The following is a 17,235-nucleotide window of genomic DNA, read 5'->3' on the forward strand; positions in this document are numbered from 1 at the left end:
GTCAGGCCTCCGTTACAGGTTGAATGAGCCCAGCCGCCACGGCCAATTGCCACAGGCCGCGTTCGGTGGCTTCCTGCGCCAGGCTCACATGGGCAAAACCGCAAAGGGCGAGGGCGCGTTGATAGCGCGCGCAGAGGGGGGCCGCGCCCACCAGGATGATTGGTTTATGTTTGGCGTTGTCTGGCAAGCCAGCGAGTTCGTGACCGATCAGCAGGCCGGACAGATAGTCGGGCTGCTGCTCGGGCGCCAGTTCAGTGGTCAGCCCCAAGGTGCGGGCACTGAACAGCGTCGACAGCACGCCACGTTGGCCATCTTTTGAAAGCGCTACGTGCACGCCGCGGTCGAAAGCCTCGGCCTGGAACTGCTCGCACGACTGCTGGGTGCGACCCAGGATGCTGTGCTTGCTCAATATCGCAAACAGTTCACCGGTCATGAAGGTGTCGAAATGAGTAATGCGACCTTCGACCACCTCGACCCACTTGGAATGGCTGCCGGGCAGCCCAATCAACACCTGGGCACCAAGGCCTTGCAACACGCCGAGCACCTGGGTTTCTTCGCCACGCATCACATTGGGCAGGCCAACCTGCTCAATCACCCCCGGCACGATATGCACATCTACTGCGCGCAAGCTGCGTACGCAGTGCAACGCTTGGCCGAGGCTGGCGACGTCTACAGGGGTACTGCGATAAGCCGCCTCGCTCCAACCCTGGGCGCTGCCGACCATGCCGCAGGCGATAACCGGCAGGCTCGGCTGAGCGTCGAGCCAATCGCCGCAGGCGGTATCGAACGCCAACTCAAAGCCGTCAGTACAGCCAACGCCTGCGATGTTCCGGGGTTCGCTGGGCAAATGCATGATGCCCAAGGTCAGCGAGCGTTGTTCCAGCACCACGCCTGCGGGGCCGAGTTTGTAAGCACGAAGGGAGCTGGTCCCCCAATCGAGCGCGATCAATTGCGCCTGCATCGCTTCACCTGAAATGAGTGGGTGCTGAAAAAAGCAGATGGGCGAATATAAACCTACGGCCAGCAATATCTCAATATATAAATATCAATCCCATATAATGAGACGCGACAAGATAAATCCTACAGATCTCCGGGATTTTTTTGACGGAGACGTGAGGTTTTATCTGCTAAGGAAGGTTAAAAAACCGACAGATTCAATTCGCGCATGGCCCCCATCCATACCGCGTAATCGGTGTGGTCCTTCAAGTCATCGCCGGTTTCAGGGTGCAGGAACACCACCAAGCCATTGCGATGCAGCGCCAGCCACGGCAATACCACACCGATGTATTCCGGCTCGAACGCAAGCTGGCAGCTCCAATTCGGGTGCGGGCCCACCGGCTTCTCATGCACACGGCCCATGCGCAGGGGAAACAGCCTGGCCGCGTCTTCACATAGGGTACGGGCCTGTTCGATAGTGCTGGCATCGAAGTAGATGTGGGCGTGGTAGCCCTTGATACGTTGCATGACGGACTCCGGATCCAATATGCGCCGATCCTAGACCGCAATCGATGGCAGGGCCAGCCCGGTCAACGACTGCGCACTACTGGCCTGTTCAGCGACCAGCCACTCGACAAAGCGCTCGACCAACTGCCCACGGCGTTTGCGCTGGGGTTGCACCACGTAATAGCCGAAACGCGAGGTCACGGTGTCGCTGATCGGTCGACACAGCCAGTTTTGTTCCAGCAGGTTATCCACCAGGTGGCGCCAGCCGATGGCCACACCCTGGCCGGCAATCGCAGCCTGGATCAGCAAGGTGTAGTTATCGAAACGCAATTGACCAGGGGTCGGCGCGGCCGTAATACCCAGTTCACGGAACACCCCGTTCCAGTCGAACCACCGGCTGTTGTTTTCCTGGCGCAGGTGCAGCAACGGGCAATCTTGCAAGGCCTGCACGGTGAGCGTTGCTGCCTGGTCCTTGAGCCATTGCGGACTGCACACCGGGAACACTTCCTCGTTGAACAACCACAGGCTGTCGCCCTGCTTGAAGCGGCCATCGCCGAACAACACCGCCACATCGATATCGCTGCGCAGGGTGGCATGGTTGCGCTCACTGGTCACCAGGCTGACATCCACCTGCGGGTTGGCCTGGTGGAAGCGGTGCAGGCGCGGCATCAGCCAATAGGCAGCGAAGGCGAAGTCGGTGGCCACTTGCAGCACTTCATGCTGGTCTTGCTGGGAAATGGCGCTGAGGCCCAGGTTGATGCTCTGCAAGCCGCTTTGCACATGCTCGTACAGCAACGCGCCGGCGTCGGTCAGTTCGATACCGCGATAAATGCGGTCAAACAGGCGTATTGCCAATTGCTCTTCAAGACGCTTGATCTGCTGGCTGACGGCCGGTTGAGTCGTGCCCAGCTCCATCGCGGCGGCGGTGAAACTACGATGCCGCGCTGCCGCTTCAAAGGCACGCAGCAGGTCGAGAGAGAGGTTACCTAGCGCGTTATACATAAGCTCAACTTATCCTAGACATTGCTTTGCATGGGCTTTACCCCATGTTTCATGGGCCGCATGCTCAGTCGCATAAATATCGCCTATGGAATGCCGAGTAACCATGAAGCGCAAGAACATTCTTTTCATCATGGCCGATCAAATGGCCGCGCCAATGCTGCCGTTCTACGGGCCGTCCCCGATCAAGTTGCCCAACCTCAGCCGCCTCGCCGCTCAAGGCGTGGTATTCGACGCCGCTTACTGCAACAGTCCGTTGTGCGCACCATCGCGCTTCACACTGGTCAGCGGCCAGTTGCCGAGCAAGATCGGCGCCTACGACAACGCCGCCGATTTCCCCGCCGATGTGCCGACCTATGCCCACTATCTGCGACGCCTCGGCTACCGCACCGCATTGTCGGGAAAGATGCACTTTTGCGGCCCCGACCAATTGCACGGCTACGAAGAACGCCTGACCAGCGACATCTACCCCGCCGACTATGGCTGGGCAGTGAACTGGGATGAACCGGACGTACGTCCTACCTGGTATCACAACATGTCCTCGGTGCTGCAAGCCGGCCCGTGCGTGCGCACCAACCAGCTGGATTTCGACGAAGAGGTGGTGTTCAAGGCCCAGCAGTACCTGTTCGATCATATCCGCGAGGACAGCGACCAGCCGTTCTGCCTGACCGTGTCGATGACCCATCCCCACGACCCCTACACCATTCCCAAGCCGTTCTGGGATCTGTACGACGACGCCGACATCCCTTTGCCTGCAACGCCGACGCAAGGAGATTTGGATCCACACTCCCAGCGGCTGCTCAAGGTCTATGACTTGTGGGACAAACCGCTGCCTGTGGACAAGATCCGCGATGCGCGCCGCGCCTACTTCGGGGCGTGCAGCTATATCGACAGCAACGTCGGCAAGCTCCTGCAAACCCTGGAAGACACCGGCCTGGCCGACGACACGCTCATCATCTTCTCCGGCGACCACGGCGATATGCTCGGCGAACGCGGCCTCTGGTACAAAATGCACTGGTTCGAAATGGCCGCCCGCGTACCGCTGCTGATCAGTGCGCCGGGGCAGTTCGCCGCTGGCCGCGTCACTCAGGCCGTGTCCACCGCAGACCTGTTGCCGACCCTCGTAGAACTGGCCGGCGGCGAACTGGACCCGCGCCTGCCACTGGACGGCCGTTCGCTGGTCCCACACTTGCAGGGGCAGGGCGGGCACGACGAAGTGTTTGGCGAATACATGGCCGAAGGCACTATCAGCCCGTTGATGATGATCCGCCGGGGCGCCTACAAATTCATCTACAGCGAAGACGATCCTTGTCTACTGTTCGATGTGCATAACGACCCGCACGAGCGGGAGAACCTCAGCGAGTCACCGGAACACCGAGTGTTGTTCGAAGCGTTTTTGCGCGAAGCGCGGGCTAAATGGGACATACCGGCGATCCACCAACAGGTGCTCGCCAGCCAACGCCGTCGCCGCCTGGTGTTCGAGGCGCTGACCCAAGGCAAGCTGAAGAGCTGGGACCACCAGCCACTGGTGGACGCCAGTCAGCAGTACATGCGCAACCATATCGACCTCGACGATCTGGAGCGCAAGGCACGTTATCCACAACCCTGCCAAAACCAATAAATAAACAGAGGGAAGGCCATGCAAAAGTTGACTGTGGTGCTAAGCGTAGCGGTACTCGCCTTAAGCAGCGCCCATGTGTACGCGGACGCCCGTTGTGAAACGGTAAAGATGGCCGATCCGGGCTGGAGCGACATTGCCGCCACCAACGCCATCACGGGTTTTCTGCTGACGGGCATGGGCTACAAGCCCAAGGTCGACACTCTGGCGGTGCCGATTATCTTTGGCGGGCTCAAGGACGGCCAGGTGGACGCGTTCATGGGCAACTGGATGCCCGCGCAGCAGGGTTTCTATGACAAGTTCGTGGCCAACGGCGATGTGGTGCAGTTAGCGAAAAACCTCGACGGCACCGAGTTCACCCTCGCCGTGCCGGATTACGTATGGGACGCCGGGGTGCACGAGTTTTCCGACCTGAACAAGTTTGCCGACAAGTTCGACAAGAAAATCTACGGCATCGGCTCTGGAGCGCCAGCGAATATCTCGCTGCAGGAGATCATCAAGAAAAATGACTTTGATCTCGGCCAGTGGAAGCTGATCGAATCCAGCGAACAGGCGATGCTCGCCGAAGTCTCGCGGGCGGTGAAGAGACAGCGTTTCGTCACCTTCCTCGGCTGGACGCCGCACCCGATGAACGTGCAGTTGAAAATGCGTTACCTCAAGGGCGGCGAAAAGTACTTTGGCGACACCGGCAGCGTGTATACCTTGACCCGCAAGGGTTACGCACAGGCCTGCCCGAATGTGGGAAAACTGCTCACCAACCTGAGTTTTACCCAGGAGATGGAGAACAGCATCATGGCTGAGGTGGCCAATAACAAGGTCAGCAATGCCGAGGCAGCCAAGGCGTGGATCAAGGCCAACCCGGCGGTGTTGGACAAGTGGCTCGACGGCGTGAAAACCCTGGATGGCCAGGATGCGTTGCCCGCGGTAAAAGCCCAACTCTAAGATGCGCCTCGATCCAAATGTGGTAGGGGCCTGCCCCCGATGACGGCCTATCAGCTATGAATGTATGGCTGAAACACCGCTATCGGGAGCAAGCCCCCTCCCACAGGGAGCCGGTGCGTACTGATACTCTAAGCCAAACCTTCTACCCGAGCCTGCGATGCCCCGGCCCAACCGCCATACACTCTTCCCCTTCCTCAGCTGGCTCCCGCGCCAAACCCGCGCCAGCGTCGGCCGGGATGCGATCGTCGGCCTCAGTGGCGCCGTGCTTGCCTTGCCGCAGTCGATTGCCTACGCGCTGATCGCCGGCCTGCCACCGCAATACGGGCTCTATGCCGCGATCATCCCGGTGTTGATCGCCTGCCTGTGGGGCTCGTCCTGGCACCTGATCTGCGGGCCTACGGCGGCCATTTCCATTGTGCTTTACGCCAGCATCAGCCCCCTGGCCGTGCCGGGCTCCCAGGACTACATCACGTTGATCCTGCTACTGACCTTCCTCGCCGGGGTATTCCAGTGGCTGCTCGGCTTGCTGCGCTTCGGCGCGCTGGTGAATTTTGTCTCCCATTCGGTTGTGCTGGGTTTCACCCTGGGCGCGGCCGTGGTCATCGCCCTGGGGCAGTTGCCCAATCTGATGGGGCTGGATTTGCCGAGCCAGGCCACAGCCATCAATAGCCTGCTGGCGCTGATTGACCATGGCGCAGAGTGGGACCACGCTTCCCTCGCCCTGGGGCTTGGCACTTTACTGGCTGGTGCATTGCTCAAGTATCTAATGCCACGCTGGCCAACGCTGCTGATCGCCCTGACCCTGGGCAGCGTCGCAGCATGGCTGTGGCCGGCAATGTTCGGGCATGTGGCATTGGTCAGTGCGTTTATCGGCAAGCTGCCGCCGTTCAGCCCGTTGCCGATGGACCTGGACCTGGTCTTGCGCTTGCTGCCCAGCGCCGTAGCGGTGGGGATGCTGGGGTTGGTGACCAGCCTGTCGATTGCCCGTTCGCTGTCAGCCCGCTCGCAACAGTTGCTCGACGCCAACCAGGAAGTGCGCGCCCAGGGTTTATCCAACATCGTCGGCGGATTTTTCTCCGGCTACCTGTCGGCGGGCTCCTTCACCCGCTCGGGCCTTAGCTACGAGGCGGGCGCCTGCTCGCCGTTGGCGGGGGTGTTTTCGGCACTGTGGGTGGCGTTATTCGCATTATTTGGCGCGGCGTTGATCGCCCATATCCCAATCCCGAGCATGGCGGCGAGCATCCTGCTGATTTGCTGGGGCCTGATAGACCACCGGGGCATTCGAGCATTATTCCGAGTCAGTCGCGCCGAATTCGTGGTGATGAGCCTGACGTGTGTCGCCACCTTGCTGCTGGAACTGCAAACGGCCATTTATGCCGGGGTGCTGGCGTCGCTGTTTTTCTACCTCAAGCGCACCTCGCAACCACGGGTTCAGCAATGGCGCGACGGTGAGGAGGATGTGTTGCGAGTGGGCGGCTCGATCTTTTTTGGTGCGAGCCATTACCTGCAAGTGCGGCTGCAAAGCTTGCAGGGCGAACGGGTGGTGATCGAGGCGCAGCAGATCAACTTTATCGACTATTCCGGGGTGGAGATGCTGCATCAGGAGGCGCGGCGGTTGGCGGGGTTGGGACGCAGCCTGACGTTGCGCCGGGCCAGGCCGCAAGTAGTTGAGGAGTTGAAGAAACTGGAAGGTGCCGACAACTGCCCCATTCATTTCGAAGACTGAACACGCTCAAAATGTGGGAGGGGGCTTGCCCCCGATAGCGGTGTGTCAGCCAACATATCGGAGCTGACAGGCAGCATCGGGGGGCAAGCCCCCTCCCACATTTCGATCTGTGTCAGGCCAATTGACGGCGCAGTTCGGCCAGTACCGGCGCCGAATCCGGGCGCACGCCGCGCCACAGAAAGAAGGCTTCGGCCGCCTGTTCCACCAGCATGCCGAGGCCGTCCATTGCCACCGCTGCGCCGTGTTCCGTGGCCCAACGGCAAAACGCGGTGGGTTCCTTGGCGTACATCATGTCGTAGCAGAACGTCTTGCCCGGTTCGACCAGGCTGCCGGCAATCGGCGGGACATCGCCTGCCAGGCTGGCCGAAGTAGCGTTGATGATCACATCCACCGGCTCACGCAACCAGTCGAAACCACTGGCAGACACCGGGCCCAGGTCATCGAACAGCTCAGCGAGCAGCTCGGCCTTTTCCACGGTGCGGTTGGCAATGATCAACGATGAGGGTTGCTGCGCCAGCAACGGCTCCAGTGCACCGCGCACGGCACCGCCGGCACCCAGCAACAGGATGCGCTTGCCGTGCAGGTTAAGCCCTGCGTTCACCGTCAGGTCGCGCACCAGGCCGGCGCCGTCGGTGTTGTCGCCCAGCAATGTGCCGTCAGCCAATTTGCTCAGGGTGTTCACCGCCCCGGCGCGCTGGGCACGCTCGGTCAAGGTGTTGGCCAGACGGTAGGCTTCTTCCTTGAAGGGTACGGTGACGTTGGCGCCACGGCCCTGTTGGAAAAACTCAAGGGCGCAATTGGTGAAATCCTCCAACGGCGCGAGCAAAGTGCTGTAGTCCAGTTGTTCGCCGGTCTGCTCGGCGAACATACGGTGAATCAGCGGCGATCTGCTGTGGCCGATGGGGTTGCCGAACACGACATAACGATCCATCACACCGCCGCCTTGGGCGCGACGACGCCGAGCCAATCGCGGTCTTGCAGGAAATAGTCGGTAAGGCGCGCTTCTTCGCTGCCAACCTCGGCCTTCCAGTCATAGCTCCAACGTACCTGGGGTGGCAGCGACATCAGGATCGACTCGGTGCGGCCACCCGATTGCAGGCCAAACAAGGTGCCACGGTCATAGACCAGGTTGAACTCAACGTAGCGGCCGCGGCGGAACTCCTGGAACTGGCGCTGCTGCTCGGTATAGGCCATGGCCTTGCGGCGCTGCACAATCGGCAGGTAAGCGTCGATATAGGCATCGCCGATGGCGCGAATGAAGGCAAAGCAGGTGTCGAAGCCCCACTCGTTCAAGTCATCGAAGAACAGGCCACCGATGCCACGGGGCTCATTGCGATGCTTGATGTGAAAGTAGGTGTCGCACCAGGCTTTGTAGCGCGAATAGACGTCCGGGCCAAACGGCGCACAGGCCTGCTCGGCCACGCGGTGCCAGTGGACGCAATCTTCTTCATTGCCGTAGTACGGGGTGAGGTCAAAGCCGCCACCAAACCACCACACCGGTTCTTCGCCTTCTTTTTCTGCGATGAAAAAGCGCACATTGGCGTGGGAAGTCGGTACATGCGGGTTGTGCGGATGGATCACCAACGACACGCCCAGTGCCTCGAAGCCGCGACCGGCCAGCTCAGGGCGATGGGCGCTGGCCGACGGTGGCAGGCCACTGCCAAACACGTGGGAAAAGTTGACGCCGCCCTTTTCGATCACCGCACCGTTCTCGATCACACGGGTGCGACCGCCGCCGCCGGCAGGCCGGGTCCAGGCGTCTTCGATAAAGCGAGTGTCCGTCTCGAAGGTTTCCAGGGCGCTGCAAATGCGATCTTGCAGGTCAAGCAGGTAGGCTTTAACAGCCTCGGTGCGGGTAGTCATGGCATCACCTTGAATCGGGCAAAGCTACGCGAGGCCACTGGGCGTCGGCGGCAAATGGGCGCACAGGATACCACTGCATTCCGTTGCGTCGCAGTTGACGAAGATCAAGCTTAGGAGTGGGATAGGGGGCTACGCGAATGCAACCTCAGGAGAAGTGCAGATGGCCAAACGTATCCAGTTCAGCGCCCATGGCGGCCCCGAAGTTCTCGAATATGTGGACTACACGCCGGCGGAGCCTGGCCCGCAGCAGGTTCGCGTGCGTAACGAGGCGATCGGCCTGAATTTCATCGACACCTATTTCCGCAGTGGCCTCTACGCACCGCCCGCCCTGCCATCGGGCTTGGGCGCGGAAGGCGCCGGTGTGGTGGATGCCGTTGGCAGTGAAGTCACCCAGTTCAAGGTCGGCGACCGCGTTGCCTACGGCAGCGGCCCGCTGGGGGCCTACAGCGAGTTGCATGTGCTGCCCGCCGCCAACCTGGTGCACTTGCCGGAGGACATCAGCTTTGAACAGGCCGCCGGCGCCATGCTCAAGGGCCTGACCGTGCAGTACCTGCTGCGCCAGACCTACGAGCTGAAAGGCGGCGAGACTATCCTGTTTCACGCCGCTGCCGGTGGCGTCGGTTCCCTGGCCTGCCAGTGGGCCAAGGCCCTGGGTGTGAAGTTGATTGGTACGGTCAGCTCCCCGGAAAAGGCCGCCCTGGCCAAATCCCTCGGTGCCTGGGAAACCATCGACTACAGCAAGGAAAATGTCGCACAACGCGTACTGGAATTAACTGACGGCAAAAAGTGCCCAGTGGTGTACGACGGCGTCGGCAAGGACACCTGGCTGACCTCTCTGGACAGCACGGCGCCAAGGGGTTTGGTCGTAAGCTTTGGCAACGCGTCAGGCGCGGTAGATGGCGTGAACCTGGGCATCTTGTCGGCCAAAGGCTCGCTGTACGTAACCCGGCCGACGCTGGCGACCTACGCCAGCAACCCGCAGGCCTTGCAGGCGATGGCGGATGACCTGTTTTCGATGATCAAGAGCGGCAAGGTGCGCATTGATATCAACCAGCGGTTTTCGTTGGCGGATGCGGCCAAGGCGCAGACGGAGTTGTCGGGGCGCCGTACAACCGGCTCAACAATCCTGTTGCCTTAAGCGAGTCATCGCGGGCAGCCCACTCCCACATTTGATCTGTGTCCGTCATGACAACGCGGTCAAAATGTGGAAGGCGGCTTGCCCGCGATGGCCGCACCTCGGTCTTAGGAGGGCCGCACCACATCCCCCGTCACCAGGTCACGAATCAGGCTCGGGTTCTTGCGCCCACCCAGGGCTCCACCCAACACCAGGTCCAGTTGCCCGCGGAAATACTGTTCCACGCGAATCCGCGTGCGCGCCGCCGGACGCCCCTGAGGATTGGCCGATGTGGAAATCAGCGGCCCGACCTGTGCGCACAAGTCCCGCACCAACGGGTGGTCCGTGACCCGCAAGGCCACCGTGTCATGCATGCCTGTGACCCATTCCGGCAGCAAGTCCTGATGGGGCACCAGCCAGGTGTTAGGTCCAGGCCAGGTGCTGGCCATGCGTTCGATCCAGGTGTCCGGGAAGTCTTCAAACAGAAAGTCGAACTGACGGATATTGTCCGCCACCAGGATCAGGCCTTTGTCCACTGATCGGTTCTTGATCGCCAGCAACCGATCCACCGCTTCTTCATTCCACGGGTCGCAGCCCAGGCCCCAGACCGCTTCGGTCGGATAGGCAATCACCGCGCCTGCGCGAATTTCCCGTGCGGCTTCCAGCACACGCCACCTGTTGACCATTCTTTACTCTCCGAACTAAAGCTCTGGGCAGTTTACCGATCTTCGTTACAAAACCTAGCTCCAAAGAACTGACGGCTACGAAAGCTGGCAACGCGCAAGCCAGCGTCCGCTTTCGCAGATCACCTGGCCTTCCAGCTCCAGTTCCATAAGGGTTGCCAGCACCTGAGACAAAGGCCGGCCGCTGGCAATCGCCAGGGCTTCGCTGCTATGCGGCGCCGCATGCAAAAGCGCTACCAGTGGGTGAATAATCGGCAGCGGCGTGGGACGCGACACCGCTTGCCAACCGCGCAAGCCTTCAAGAATGTGTTGGATGGTTTCCACCAGCACTGCGCCATCGCGAATCAGCTGATGACAGCCCTTGGCCCCGGGATGATGGATGGAACCCGGGATCGCATAGACCTCACGCCCTTGTTCCGCCGCCAGCCGCGCAGTGATCAGCGAACCGCTGGCCATGCTGGCTTCCACCACCAGGACGCCCAGCGAGAGCCCGCTGATAATCCGATTGCGCCGTGGGAAATTGCCGGCCTGAGGCGGTGCATCCAGCGGAAACTCGGAAACCACCGCGCTGCCCTGGGCAATCATCGCCGCCGCGAGCTTGCGATGGCGCTGTGGATAAAAATTTTCCAGGCCAGTGCCGAGCACGCCGATTGTATGGCCGCCCACATCCAGTGCCGCCTGATGCGCCACGCCGTCTATGCCCAATGCGAGACCGCTGGTGATGACAAAACCGGCGCTCGCCAGGCTGCGTGAAAACGCAGCGGCCGTGTCCATTCCCGGGCGCGACGCCCGCCTACTACCGACCATGGCCAACTGGGGTTTTTCCAAAATCCCTGGATTGCCCGCGACAAATAACAGCGGCGGCGCGTCATCGATCTGGGCGAGCAGTGCAGGGTAGTCAGGCTGATCCCACATCAGCAAATGCTGGGCCGGGTGGCCCAGCCACGTCAACGCCTCACTGGCGCCGTCACGAATTTGCGGGCTACGCCGGGCATCAGCACTGATGGCGGGCAGGCCGAGGGAACGCCAGGCACTGGCAGGAGCACTGATGGCCTTGGAGGCGCAGCCGAAGGCTTCAATCAACGTATGAAAACGCTTCGGACCCAGTTCCGGCAGCCTGTGCAAGCGTAGCCGGGCTTCCAGTTCTGCCGGAGAGATTTCGCTACTATTTATCGGATTCATTTGATCATCCTTGACCGGAACAAGCTGTGGATAACTCTGTTGGTAACTTATTTAGCAGGCTATTTATTGTGATTGTTGAGCCGTCTCAAAACGGTCCTTAATCGCCAGGGCGCGTGAAGCACTGAGCACCAGGGCATAACTGAGCTTTTCATAGGTGCGAAAGACCTGCAGGGTGCCGGCCCGCTCATCGGGAAGTCGGGTCGGCACGCCGGTAAGAGCGTCTCGCACAGTGGCGCCAGCCTTGATCACCGTGAGCAATTGGCCTTCTACCAGGCCATCGCGACGTCCCTTGTTCAGGGTCACGGCATCCAGCGCGCCGAACTGAGTGATGCCCCTGGGAATATCGATAATGTGCCCTTCGATGAAGGGTGCTGATTTGGCTGCTTGCAGGTTGGCCAGCTCGACAGGCGGTTCGGCACGGAGCAAACGGTCGCCCGGGCGGATTTCCTGGGTAACCCTCTGTACCGTCAAGGTAGTGAGGTTGTCGGCGAGCAAAAAGCGCGCGGTGCCGATGTCATTGGCGTTGATTCCCAGTAGCTCCTGGGTGTCAGGGTCGATGTAGGCCTTGCCCCGACGAAAGATCCCATAGCTGGGCTGGGCCGGGTCCAAGCTACCGCGAGCATGTATACGCTCGCCGTTGGCGCCCAGCACACGACCGCCTTGTACTGCGACAATGTAAGGTGCGTTATCCAGGTCCTGGGGTGAATCGAGAATACGGTTATGCAGCAGGAAGTGCTGGATGGCCTGTTGCGGCGCCTGGCCCAGGCGCTCGGTGGGCTGCGCAATCAGTGCCGTGGCAAGTGGGGCCCATAGCAGCAAGACGAGTAGCGATTTCCTCATGGGGTCAATCTCCTTTATTATGTGCGTTCGCGTGAAATGTCATGGCCTTCGCGGCTTCCGAGCGTTTCACACCGGCCGTGTGGGTCCATCCCACCGCCGATTGGTCTCTACTTCACATGTGCAGCAATTACGCTTATGGCTATTTTGAACATCCTCGAATTTCCCGACTCGCGCCTGCGCACGATCGCCAAGCCGGTGGCCGTAGTGGACGACAAGGTTCGTCAGTTGGTCGATGACATGTTTGAAACAATGTATGAAGCCCCGGGGATCGGTCTCGCCGCCACCCAGGTCAACGTGCACCTGCGCGTCGTGGTCATGGACCTGTCTGAAGATCGCAGCGAACCCCGGGTATACATCAACCCCGAGTTCGAACCGCTGACCGACGAGATGGGTGAATACCAGGAAGGCTGCCTGTCGGTGCCGGAGTTCTACGAGAACGTCGAACGCCCGCTGCGCGTGAAGATCAAGGCCCTGGACCGTGATGGCAAGCCGTTCGAAATGGTTGCCGAAGGCCTGTTGGCGGTATGCATCCAGCATGAATGCGACCACCTCAACGGCAAGCTGTTTGTCGATTACCTGTCCACGCTCAAGCGTGACCGGATCAAGAAGAAGCTGGAAAAAAAGCATCGCCAGCAAGCTTGATGCCCCTCTTTCAAAGGCTTGCTGCGGCAAGCCTTTTTCTTTTGTGACTGTTTTTAACCGAGAACGCCCATGACCGAGCCATTGCGCATTGTTTTTGCCGGCACCCCTGAATTCGCCGCCGAACACCTCAAGGCGCTGCTTGCCAGCCCTTATGACATCGTCGCGGTGTACACCCAGCCGGATCGCCCGGCCGGTCGCGGGCAAAAACTGATGCCGAGCCCGGTCAAGCAATTGTCACTGGAACACAATATCCCGGTGCTGCAACCACCGACCTTGCGCAATGCCGAGGCCCAGGCCGAAATGGCCGCGCTGAAACCGGACCTGCTGGTGGTGGTGGCCTACGGCTTGATCCTGCCACAGGCGGTGCTGGATATCCCGCGCCTGGGTTGCATCAACAGCCATGCCTCGCTGTTGCCACGCTGGCGTGGTGCGGCGCCTATCCAGCGCGCCGTGGAAGCGGGCGATGGGGAAAGCGGTGTGACCGTGATGCGCATGGAGGCGGGTTTGGACACCGGCCCGATGCTGCTCAAGGTCACCACGCCCATCACCGCCCAAGACACCGGCGGCAGCCTGCATGACCGCCTGGCTGAGCTGGGGCCGTCCGCCGTGCTCCAGGCCATCGCCGGCCTCGCGGCGGGCACCCTGGAAGGTGAAATACAGGACGACAGCCTGGCCACCTACGCCCACAAGCTGAACAAGGACGAAGCGCGCATCGACTGGAGCCGCCCCGCTGTGGAGTTGGAGCGTCTGGTGCGTGCGTTCAACCCGTGGCCCATCTGCCACAGCAGCCTCAACGGCGAAGCCTTGAAAGTACTCGCCGCATCCTTGGCCGACGGCAAAGGCACTCCCGGCGAAATCATCGGCGCCAGCAAAGATGGTCTGCTGGTGGCTTGTGGTGAACAGGCGCTGTGCCTGACTCGCCTGCAATTGCCCGGCGGCAAAGCGCTGAATTTCAGCGATTTGTTCAACAGTCGCCGTGAGAAATTTGCCCTCGGCACAATCCTTGGGGTGGCCGCTCAATGAACCCACGTCTGGCCGCCGCCAAGGCTCTCGCTGCTGTCCTCAACGGCAAGGCTTCGCTGAACAGTTCACTGCCAACCCAGCTGGATAAAGTCGAAGACCGCGACCGCGGCTTCACCCAGGACCTGGCCTTTGGCACCGCCCGTTGGCAGCCTCGGTTGTCTGCGCTGGCGGCCAAGCTGCTGCAAAAGCCGTTCAAAGCGGCAGACGCTGATGTCGAGGCGCTGTTGCTGGTGGGCCTTTATCAATTGCTCTACACCCGGGTACCAGCCCACGCAGCCATCGGTGAAACCGTCGGGTGCGCCGAAAAACTTAAAAAGCCCTGGGCCAAGGCCCTGCTCAATGCCGTGTTGCGCCGCGCCCAGCGTGAAAGCGAAGCACTGCTGGCCGAGCTGGAACATGATCCGGTGGTGCGCACCGCCCACCCGCGCTGGCTGCAAAAGTCCCTTAAAGCCTTCTGGCCCGAGCAATGGGAGGCTATCTGCGCGGCCAACAACGCGCACCCGCCGATGATCCTGCGGGTCAACCGTCGCCACCACAGCCGTGACGTGTACCTGCAATTACTCGCCGACGCGGCCATCAACGCCACCCCGTGCGTGTACAGCACGGACGGTATCGTGCTGGAAGCCGCCGCCGATGTGCGCAGCCTGCCGGGCTTTGCCGAAGGCTGGATCAGTGTGCAGGACGAGGCCGCGCAATTGGCCGCCGACTTGCTCGACTTGGCGCCCGGCCAGCGTGTACTCGACGCCTGTTGTGCACCGGGCGGTAAGACGTGCCACATCCTTGAAGTCGAAAAAAACCTGGCCGGTGTAGTGGCCGTGGATCTTGAAGCCAAGCGCCTTGTACGCGTACGAGAGAACCTCGCACGCCTGGGCCTGAGCGCCGAACTGATTGCCGCCGATGGCCGCGACACCGGCACTTGGTGGGACGGCAAGCCGTTCCAGCGCATCCTGCTGGACGCACCGTGCTCCGCCACCGGCGTGATCCGCCGGCACCCGGACATCAAGCTGACCCGCCAGCCCGACGACGTCGCCGCCCTGGCGGTGCTGCAAGGCGAACTGCTTGACGCGCTGTGGCCGACTCTGGAAGTCGGCGGCATCCTGCTTTACGCCACCTGCTCCACGCTACCCACCGAAAATACCGAGGTCATCCAGGCCTTCCTCGCCCGTACCAGCGGCGCACGCGAATTGGACCTGGCTACCAGCGCCGGTATCAAGCAGCCCCACGGCCGCCAACTGCTCGCGCAGGAAGGCGGGCACGATGGCTTCTACTACGCCAAACTGATCAAGATCGCCGCCGCGCGCGGCTGAATGGTTTTAAGGGAGTGACCGGATGAAAATCATCATCCTTGGGGCAGGGCAGGTTGGTGGCACGCTGGCCGAACATCTGGCCGGCGAAGCCAACGACATTACCGTGGTCGACACTGATGCCGAGCGCCTGCGGAACCTGGGCGACCGCCTGGATATCCGTACGGTGCAAGGCCGCGCATCGTTTCCGACGGTGCTGCGTCAGGCGGGTGCCGACGATGCCGACATGCTGGTCGCGGTGACCAACAGCGACGAAACCAACATGGTCGCCTGCCAGGTGGCCCATACCTTGTTCCATACCCCGACCAAGATCGCCCGTGTGCGCGAGGCGGCCTACCTGACCCGCGCCGGCCTGTTCGATAACGATGCTATTCCCGTCGACGTACTGATCAGCCCGGAACAGGTAGTGACCCACTACATCAAGCGCCTGATCGAGATTCCGGGCGCCTTGCAGGTGATCGACTTCGCCGAAGGCAAGGCGCAATTGGTGGCGGTGAAGGCCTACTACGGTGGGCCGTTGGTGGGCCAGCAACTGCGCCAGCTGCGCGAACACATGCCGAATGTAGAAACCCGCGTAGCGGCAATTTTCCGTCGTGACCGGCCGATCCTGCCCCAGGGCGATACGGTGATTGAAGCCGACGACGAAGTGTTTTTCATCGCCGCCAAAGCGAATATTCGCGCCGTCATGAGCGAAATGCGCAGGCTCGATGAAAGCTACAAACGCATTGTCATCGCTGGCGGTGGGCAGATTGGCGAACGTCTGGCCGAAGCCATCGAAAGCCGCTACCAGGTGAAGATCATCGAGATGAGCCCGGCGCGTTGTCGGCATTTATCCGACACCCTCGACAGCACCGTCGTACTGCAAGGCAGCGCCTCGGACCGCGACCTGCTGATGGAAGAGAACATCGCCGACGCCGACATCTTCCTGGCCCTGACCAACGATGACGAAGCTAACATCATGTCGTCGCTGCTGGCCAAGCGGCTGGGGGCGAAGAAGGTGATGACCATCATCAACAACCCGGCCTACGTCGACCTGATCCAGGGCGGCGATATCGATATCGCCATCAGCCCGCAGCTAGCCACCATCGGCACCTTGCTCGCCCACGTACGCCGTGGCGATATCGTCAGCGTGCACTCATTGCGCCGGGGCGCGGCGGAAGCCATCGAGGCGATCGCCCACGGTGACTCGAAGTCGAGCAAAGTCATCGGCAAGGCCATTCGCGATATCGGCCTGCCGCCGGGCACCACTATTGGCGCAATTATTCGTGATGAAGAAGTGATCATTGCTCACGACGATACGGTGATCGCCACCGGTGATCATGTGATTCTGTTCCTTGTGGATAAAAAACATATCCGCGACGTGGAGAAACTGTTCCACGTGGGCTTGAGCTTTTTCTGATCCGACGGAGTGACCGACATGCTCGAATCCCTGGAAAAAATGCTCGCCAAGGGTGTGGATAATTCGCTGCTGCGCTTTGGGTTGGGCAAGGGTTATCTGGACTTGAAGGACAATGCCAAGGCGGCCGAGCATCTAGCCAAGTGCGTCGAGTTCGATCCGAAGTATTCGGCAGCGTGGAAGCTGTTGGGCAAGGCGCAGCAAGGGTTGGGTGATAACGCCGCAGCACGACTGGCTTGGGAGAGGGGCATCGAAGCGGCCCAGGCCCATGGCGACAAACAAGCCGAAAAAGAGATGACCGTGTTCCTGAAAAAACTCGACCGCCAGGCTTGATACAGGACTAAATGTGGGAGGGGGCTTGCTCCCGATGGCAGTGTGTCAGCCAATGCATATTTGGCTGAACCACCGCTATCGGGAGCAAGCCCCCTCCCACATTGTTTCTATATCGGTCTTGAGTCAG

The 17,235-nt window shown here is 60.9% G+C and carries 17 protein-coding genes; 9 read left to right on the top strand and 8 right to left on the bottom strand.

Features of this window, described 5'->3' with window-relative positions:
* Position 1: 1 nt before the first annotated feature.
* The 3 genes from NMB39_RS28525 to NMB39_RS28535 form a co-directional block, all read right to left on the bottom strand.
* Complete coding sequence (locus NMB39_RS28525; RefSeq protein WP_494339753.1) at positions 2 to 961, bottom strand: 2-dehydro-3-deoxygalactonokinase; 960 nt, start codon at positions 959 to 961, stop codon at positions 2 to 4.
* A 176-nt stretch (positions 962 to 1,137) separates the two neighbouring features.
* Positions 1,138 to 1,464, bottom strand: a complete 327-nt coding sequence (locus tag NMB39_RS28530) for a DOPA 4,5-dioxygenase family protein (RefSeq protein WP_057023220.1) — start codon at positions 1,462 to 1,464, stop codon at positions 1,138 to 1,140.
* 30 nt (positions 1,465 to 1,494) lie between these two features.
* Positions 1,495 to 2,445 (bottom strand): choline sulfate utilization transcriptional regulator, encoded by a 951-nt coding sequence (locus NMB39_RS28535; RefSeq protein ID WP_494339752.1) that lies wholly within the window; start codon positions 2,443 to 2,445, stop codon positions 1,495 to 1,497.
* Between the two features lie 103 nt (positions 2,446 to 2,548).
* On the opposite strand from NMB39_RS28535, the gene betC reads away from it, so the two are divergent.
* The 3 genes from betC to NMB39_RS28550 all read left to right on the top strand — a co-directional run bounded on the left by betC (position 2,549) and on the right by NMB39_RS28550 (position 6,728).
* Complete coding sequence (betC, locus tag NMB39_RS28540) at positions 2,549 to 4,063, top strand: choline-sulfatase (RefSeq protein WP_494339751.1); 1,515 nt, start codon at positions 2,549 to 2,551, stop codon at positions 4,061 to 4,063.
* Between the two features lie 18 nt (positions 4,064 to 4,081).
* Positions 4,082 to 5,002: a choline ABC transporter substrate-binding protein gene (gene choX, locus NMB39_RS28545; protein WP_057023223.1), complete on the top strand. Its 921-nt coding sequence runs from the start codon at positions 4,082 to 4,084 to the stop codon at positions 5,000 to 5,002.
* 157 nt (positions 5,003 to 5,159) lie between these two features.
* Positions 5,160 to 6,728, top strand: a complete 1,569-nt coding sequence (locus NMB39_RS28550) for a SulP family inorganic anion transporter (protein ID WP_494339750.1) — start codon at positions 5,160 to 5,162, stop codon at positions 6,726 to 6,728.
* Positions 6,729 to 6,840: 112 nt separating this feature from the next.
* On the opposite strand, the gene aroE is transcribed toward NMB39_RS28550, so the two are convergent.
* Positions 6,841 to 7,659 carry a shikimate dehydrogenase gene (gene aroE / locus NMB39_RS28555; protein ID WP_494339749.1) on the bottom strand — a complete coding sequence of 273 codons (819 nt, stop codon included), beginning with the start codon at positions 7,657 to 7,659 and terminating at the stop codon, positions 6,841 to 6,843.
* Positions 7,659 to 8,591: an oxygen-dependent coproporphyrinogen oxidase gene (gene hemF / locus NMB39_RS28560; RefSeq protein WP_494339748.1), complete on the bottom strand. Its 933-nt coding sequence runs from the start codon at positions 8,589 to 8,591 to the stop codon at positions 7,659 to 7,661. Before hemF ends, aroE begins: the two co-directional genes overlap by 1 nt.
* A 160-nt stretch (positions 8,592 to 8,751) precedes the next feature.
* Here hemF and NMB39_RS28565 point away from each other — a divergent pair, with 160 nt between their 5' ends.
* Positions 8,752 to 9,729 (top strand): NADPH:quinone reductase, encoded by a 978-nt coding sequence (locus tag NMB39_RS28565; protein ID WP_043048266.1) that lies wholly within the window; start codon positions 8,752 to 8,754, stop codon positions 9,727 to 9,729.
* Between the two features lie 104 nt (positions 9,730 to 9,833).
* Here the strand turns inward: NMB39_RS28565 and tsaC are convergent, their stop codons facing one another.
* The 3 genes from tsaC to NMB39_RS28580 form a co-directional block, all read right to left on the bottom strand.
* Positions 9,834 to 10,391 (bottom strand): L-threonylcarbamoyladenylate synthase type 1 TsaC, encoded by a 558-nt coding sequence (tsaC, locus tag NMB39_RS28570; protein WP_043048265.1) that lies wholly within the window; start codon positions 10,389 to 10,391, stop codon positions 9,834 to 9,836.
* A 75-nt stretch (positions 10,392 to 10,466) separates the two neighbouring features.
* Positions 10,467 to 11,570, bottom strand: a complete 1,104-nt coding sequence (gene dprA / locus NMB39_RS28575) for a DNA-processing protein DprA (protein ID WP_057023226.1) — start codon at positions 11,568 to 11,570, stop codon at positions 10,467 to 10,469.
* A 63-nt stretch (positions 11,571 to 11,633) separates the two neighbouring features.
* Positions 11,634 to 12,410 (bottom strand): peptidoglycan-binding protein, encoded by a 777-nt coding sequence (locus NMB39_RS28580; RefSeq protein ID WP_124355973.1) that lies wholly within the window; start codon positions 12,408 to 12,410, stop codon positions 11,634 to 11,636.
* Positions 12,411 to 12,545: 135 nt separating this feature from the next.
* Here NMB39_RS28580 and def point away from each other — a divergent pair, with 135 nt between their 5' ends.
* The 5 genes from def to NMB39_RS28605 all read left to right on the top strand — a co-directional run bounded on the left by def (position 12,546) and on the right by NMB39_RS28605 (position 17,108).
* Complete coding sequence (gene def / locus NMB39_RS28585) at positions 12,546 to 13,052, top strand: peptide deformylase (protein WP_046070226.1); 507 nt, start codon at positions 12,546 to 12,548, stop codon at positions 13,050 to 13,052.
* A gap of 69 nt (positions 13,053 to 13,121) precedes the next feature.
* Positions 13,122 to 14,075, top strand: coding sequence for a methionyl-tRNA formyltransferase (fmt, locus tag NMB39_RS28590; protein WP_198719446.1), 954 nt, complete (start codon positions 13,122 to 13,124; stop codon positions 14,073 to 14,075).
* Entirely contained in the window at positions 14,072 to 15,382 is a 1,311-nt protein-coding gene (gene rsmB / locus NMB39_RS28595; protein WP_494339747.1) for a 16S rRNA (cytosine(967)-C(5))-methyltransferase RsmB, read from the top strand. Before fmt ends, rsmB begins: the two co-directional genes overlap by 4 nt.
* A 22-nt stretch (positions 15,383 to 15,404) precedes the next feature.
* Complete coding sequence (trkA, locus tag NMB39_RS28600) at positions 15,405 to 16,778, top strand: Trk system potassium transporter TrkA (protein WP_005783380.1); 1,374 nt, start codon at positions 15,405 to 15,407, stop codon at positions 16,776 to 16,778.
* An 18-nt stretch (positions 16,779 to 16,796) separates the two neighbouring features.
* Entirely contained in the window at positions 16,797 to 17,108 is a 312-nt protein-coding gene (locus tag NMB39_RS28605; RefSeq protein ID WP_057023231.1) for a hypothetical protein, read from the top strand.
* The last annotated feature ends 127 nt before the right edge of the window (positions 17,109 to 17,235 follow it).

This window comes from Pseudomonas sp. FBCC-B545 (assembly GCF_059134095.1).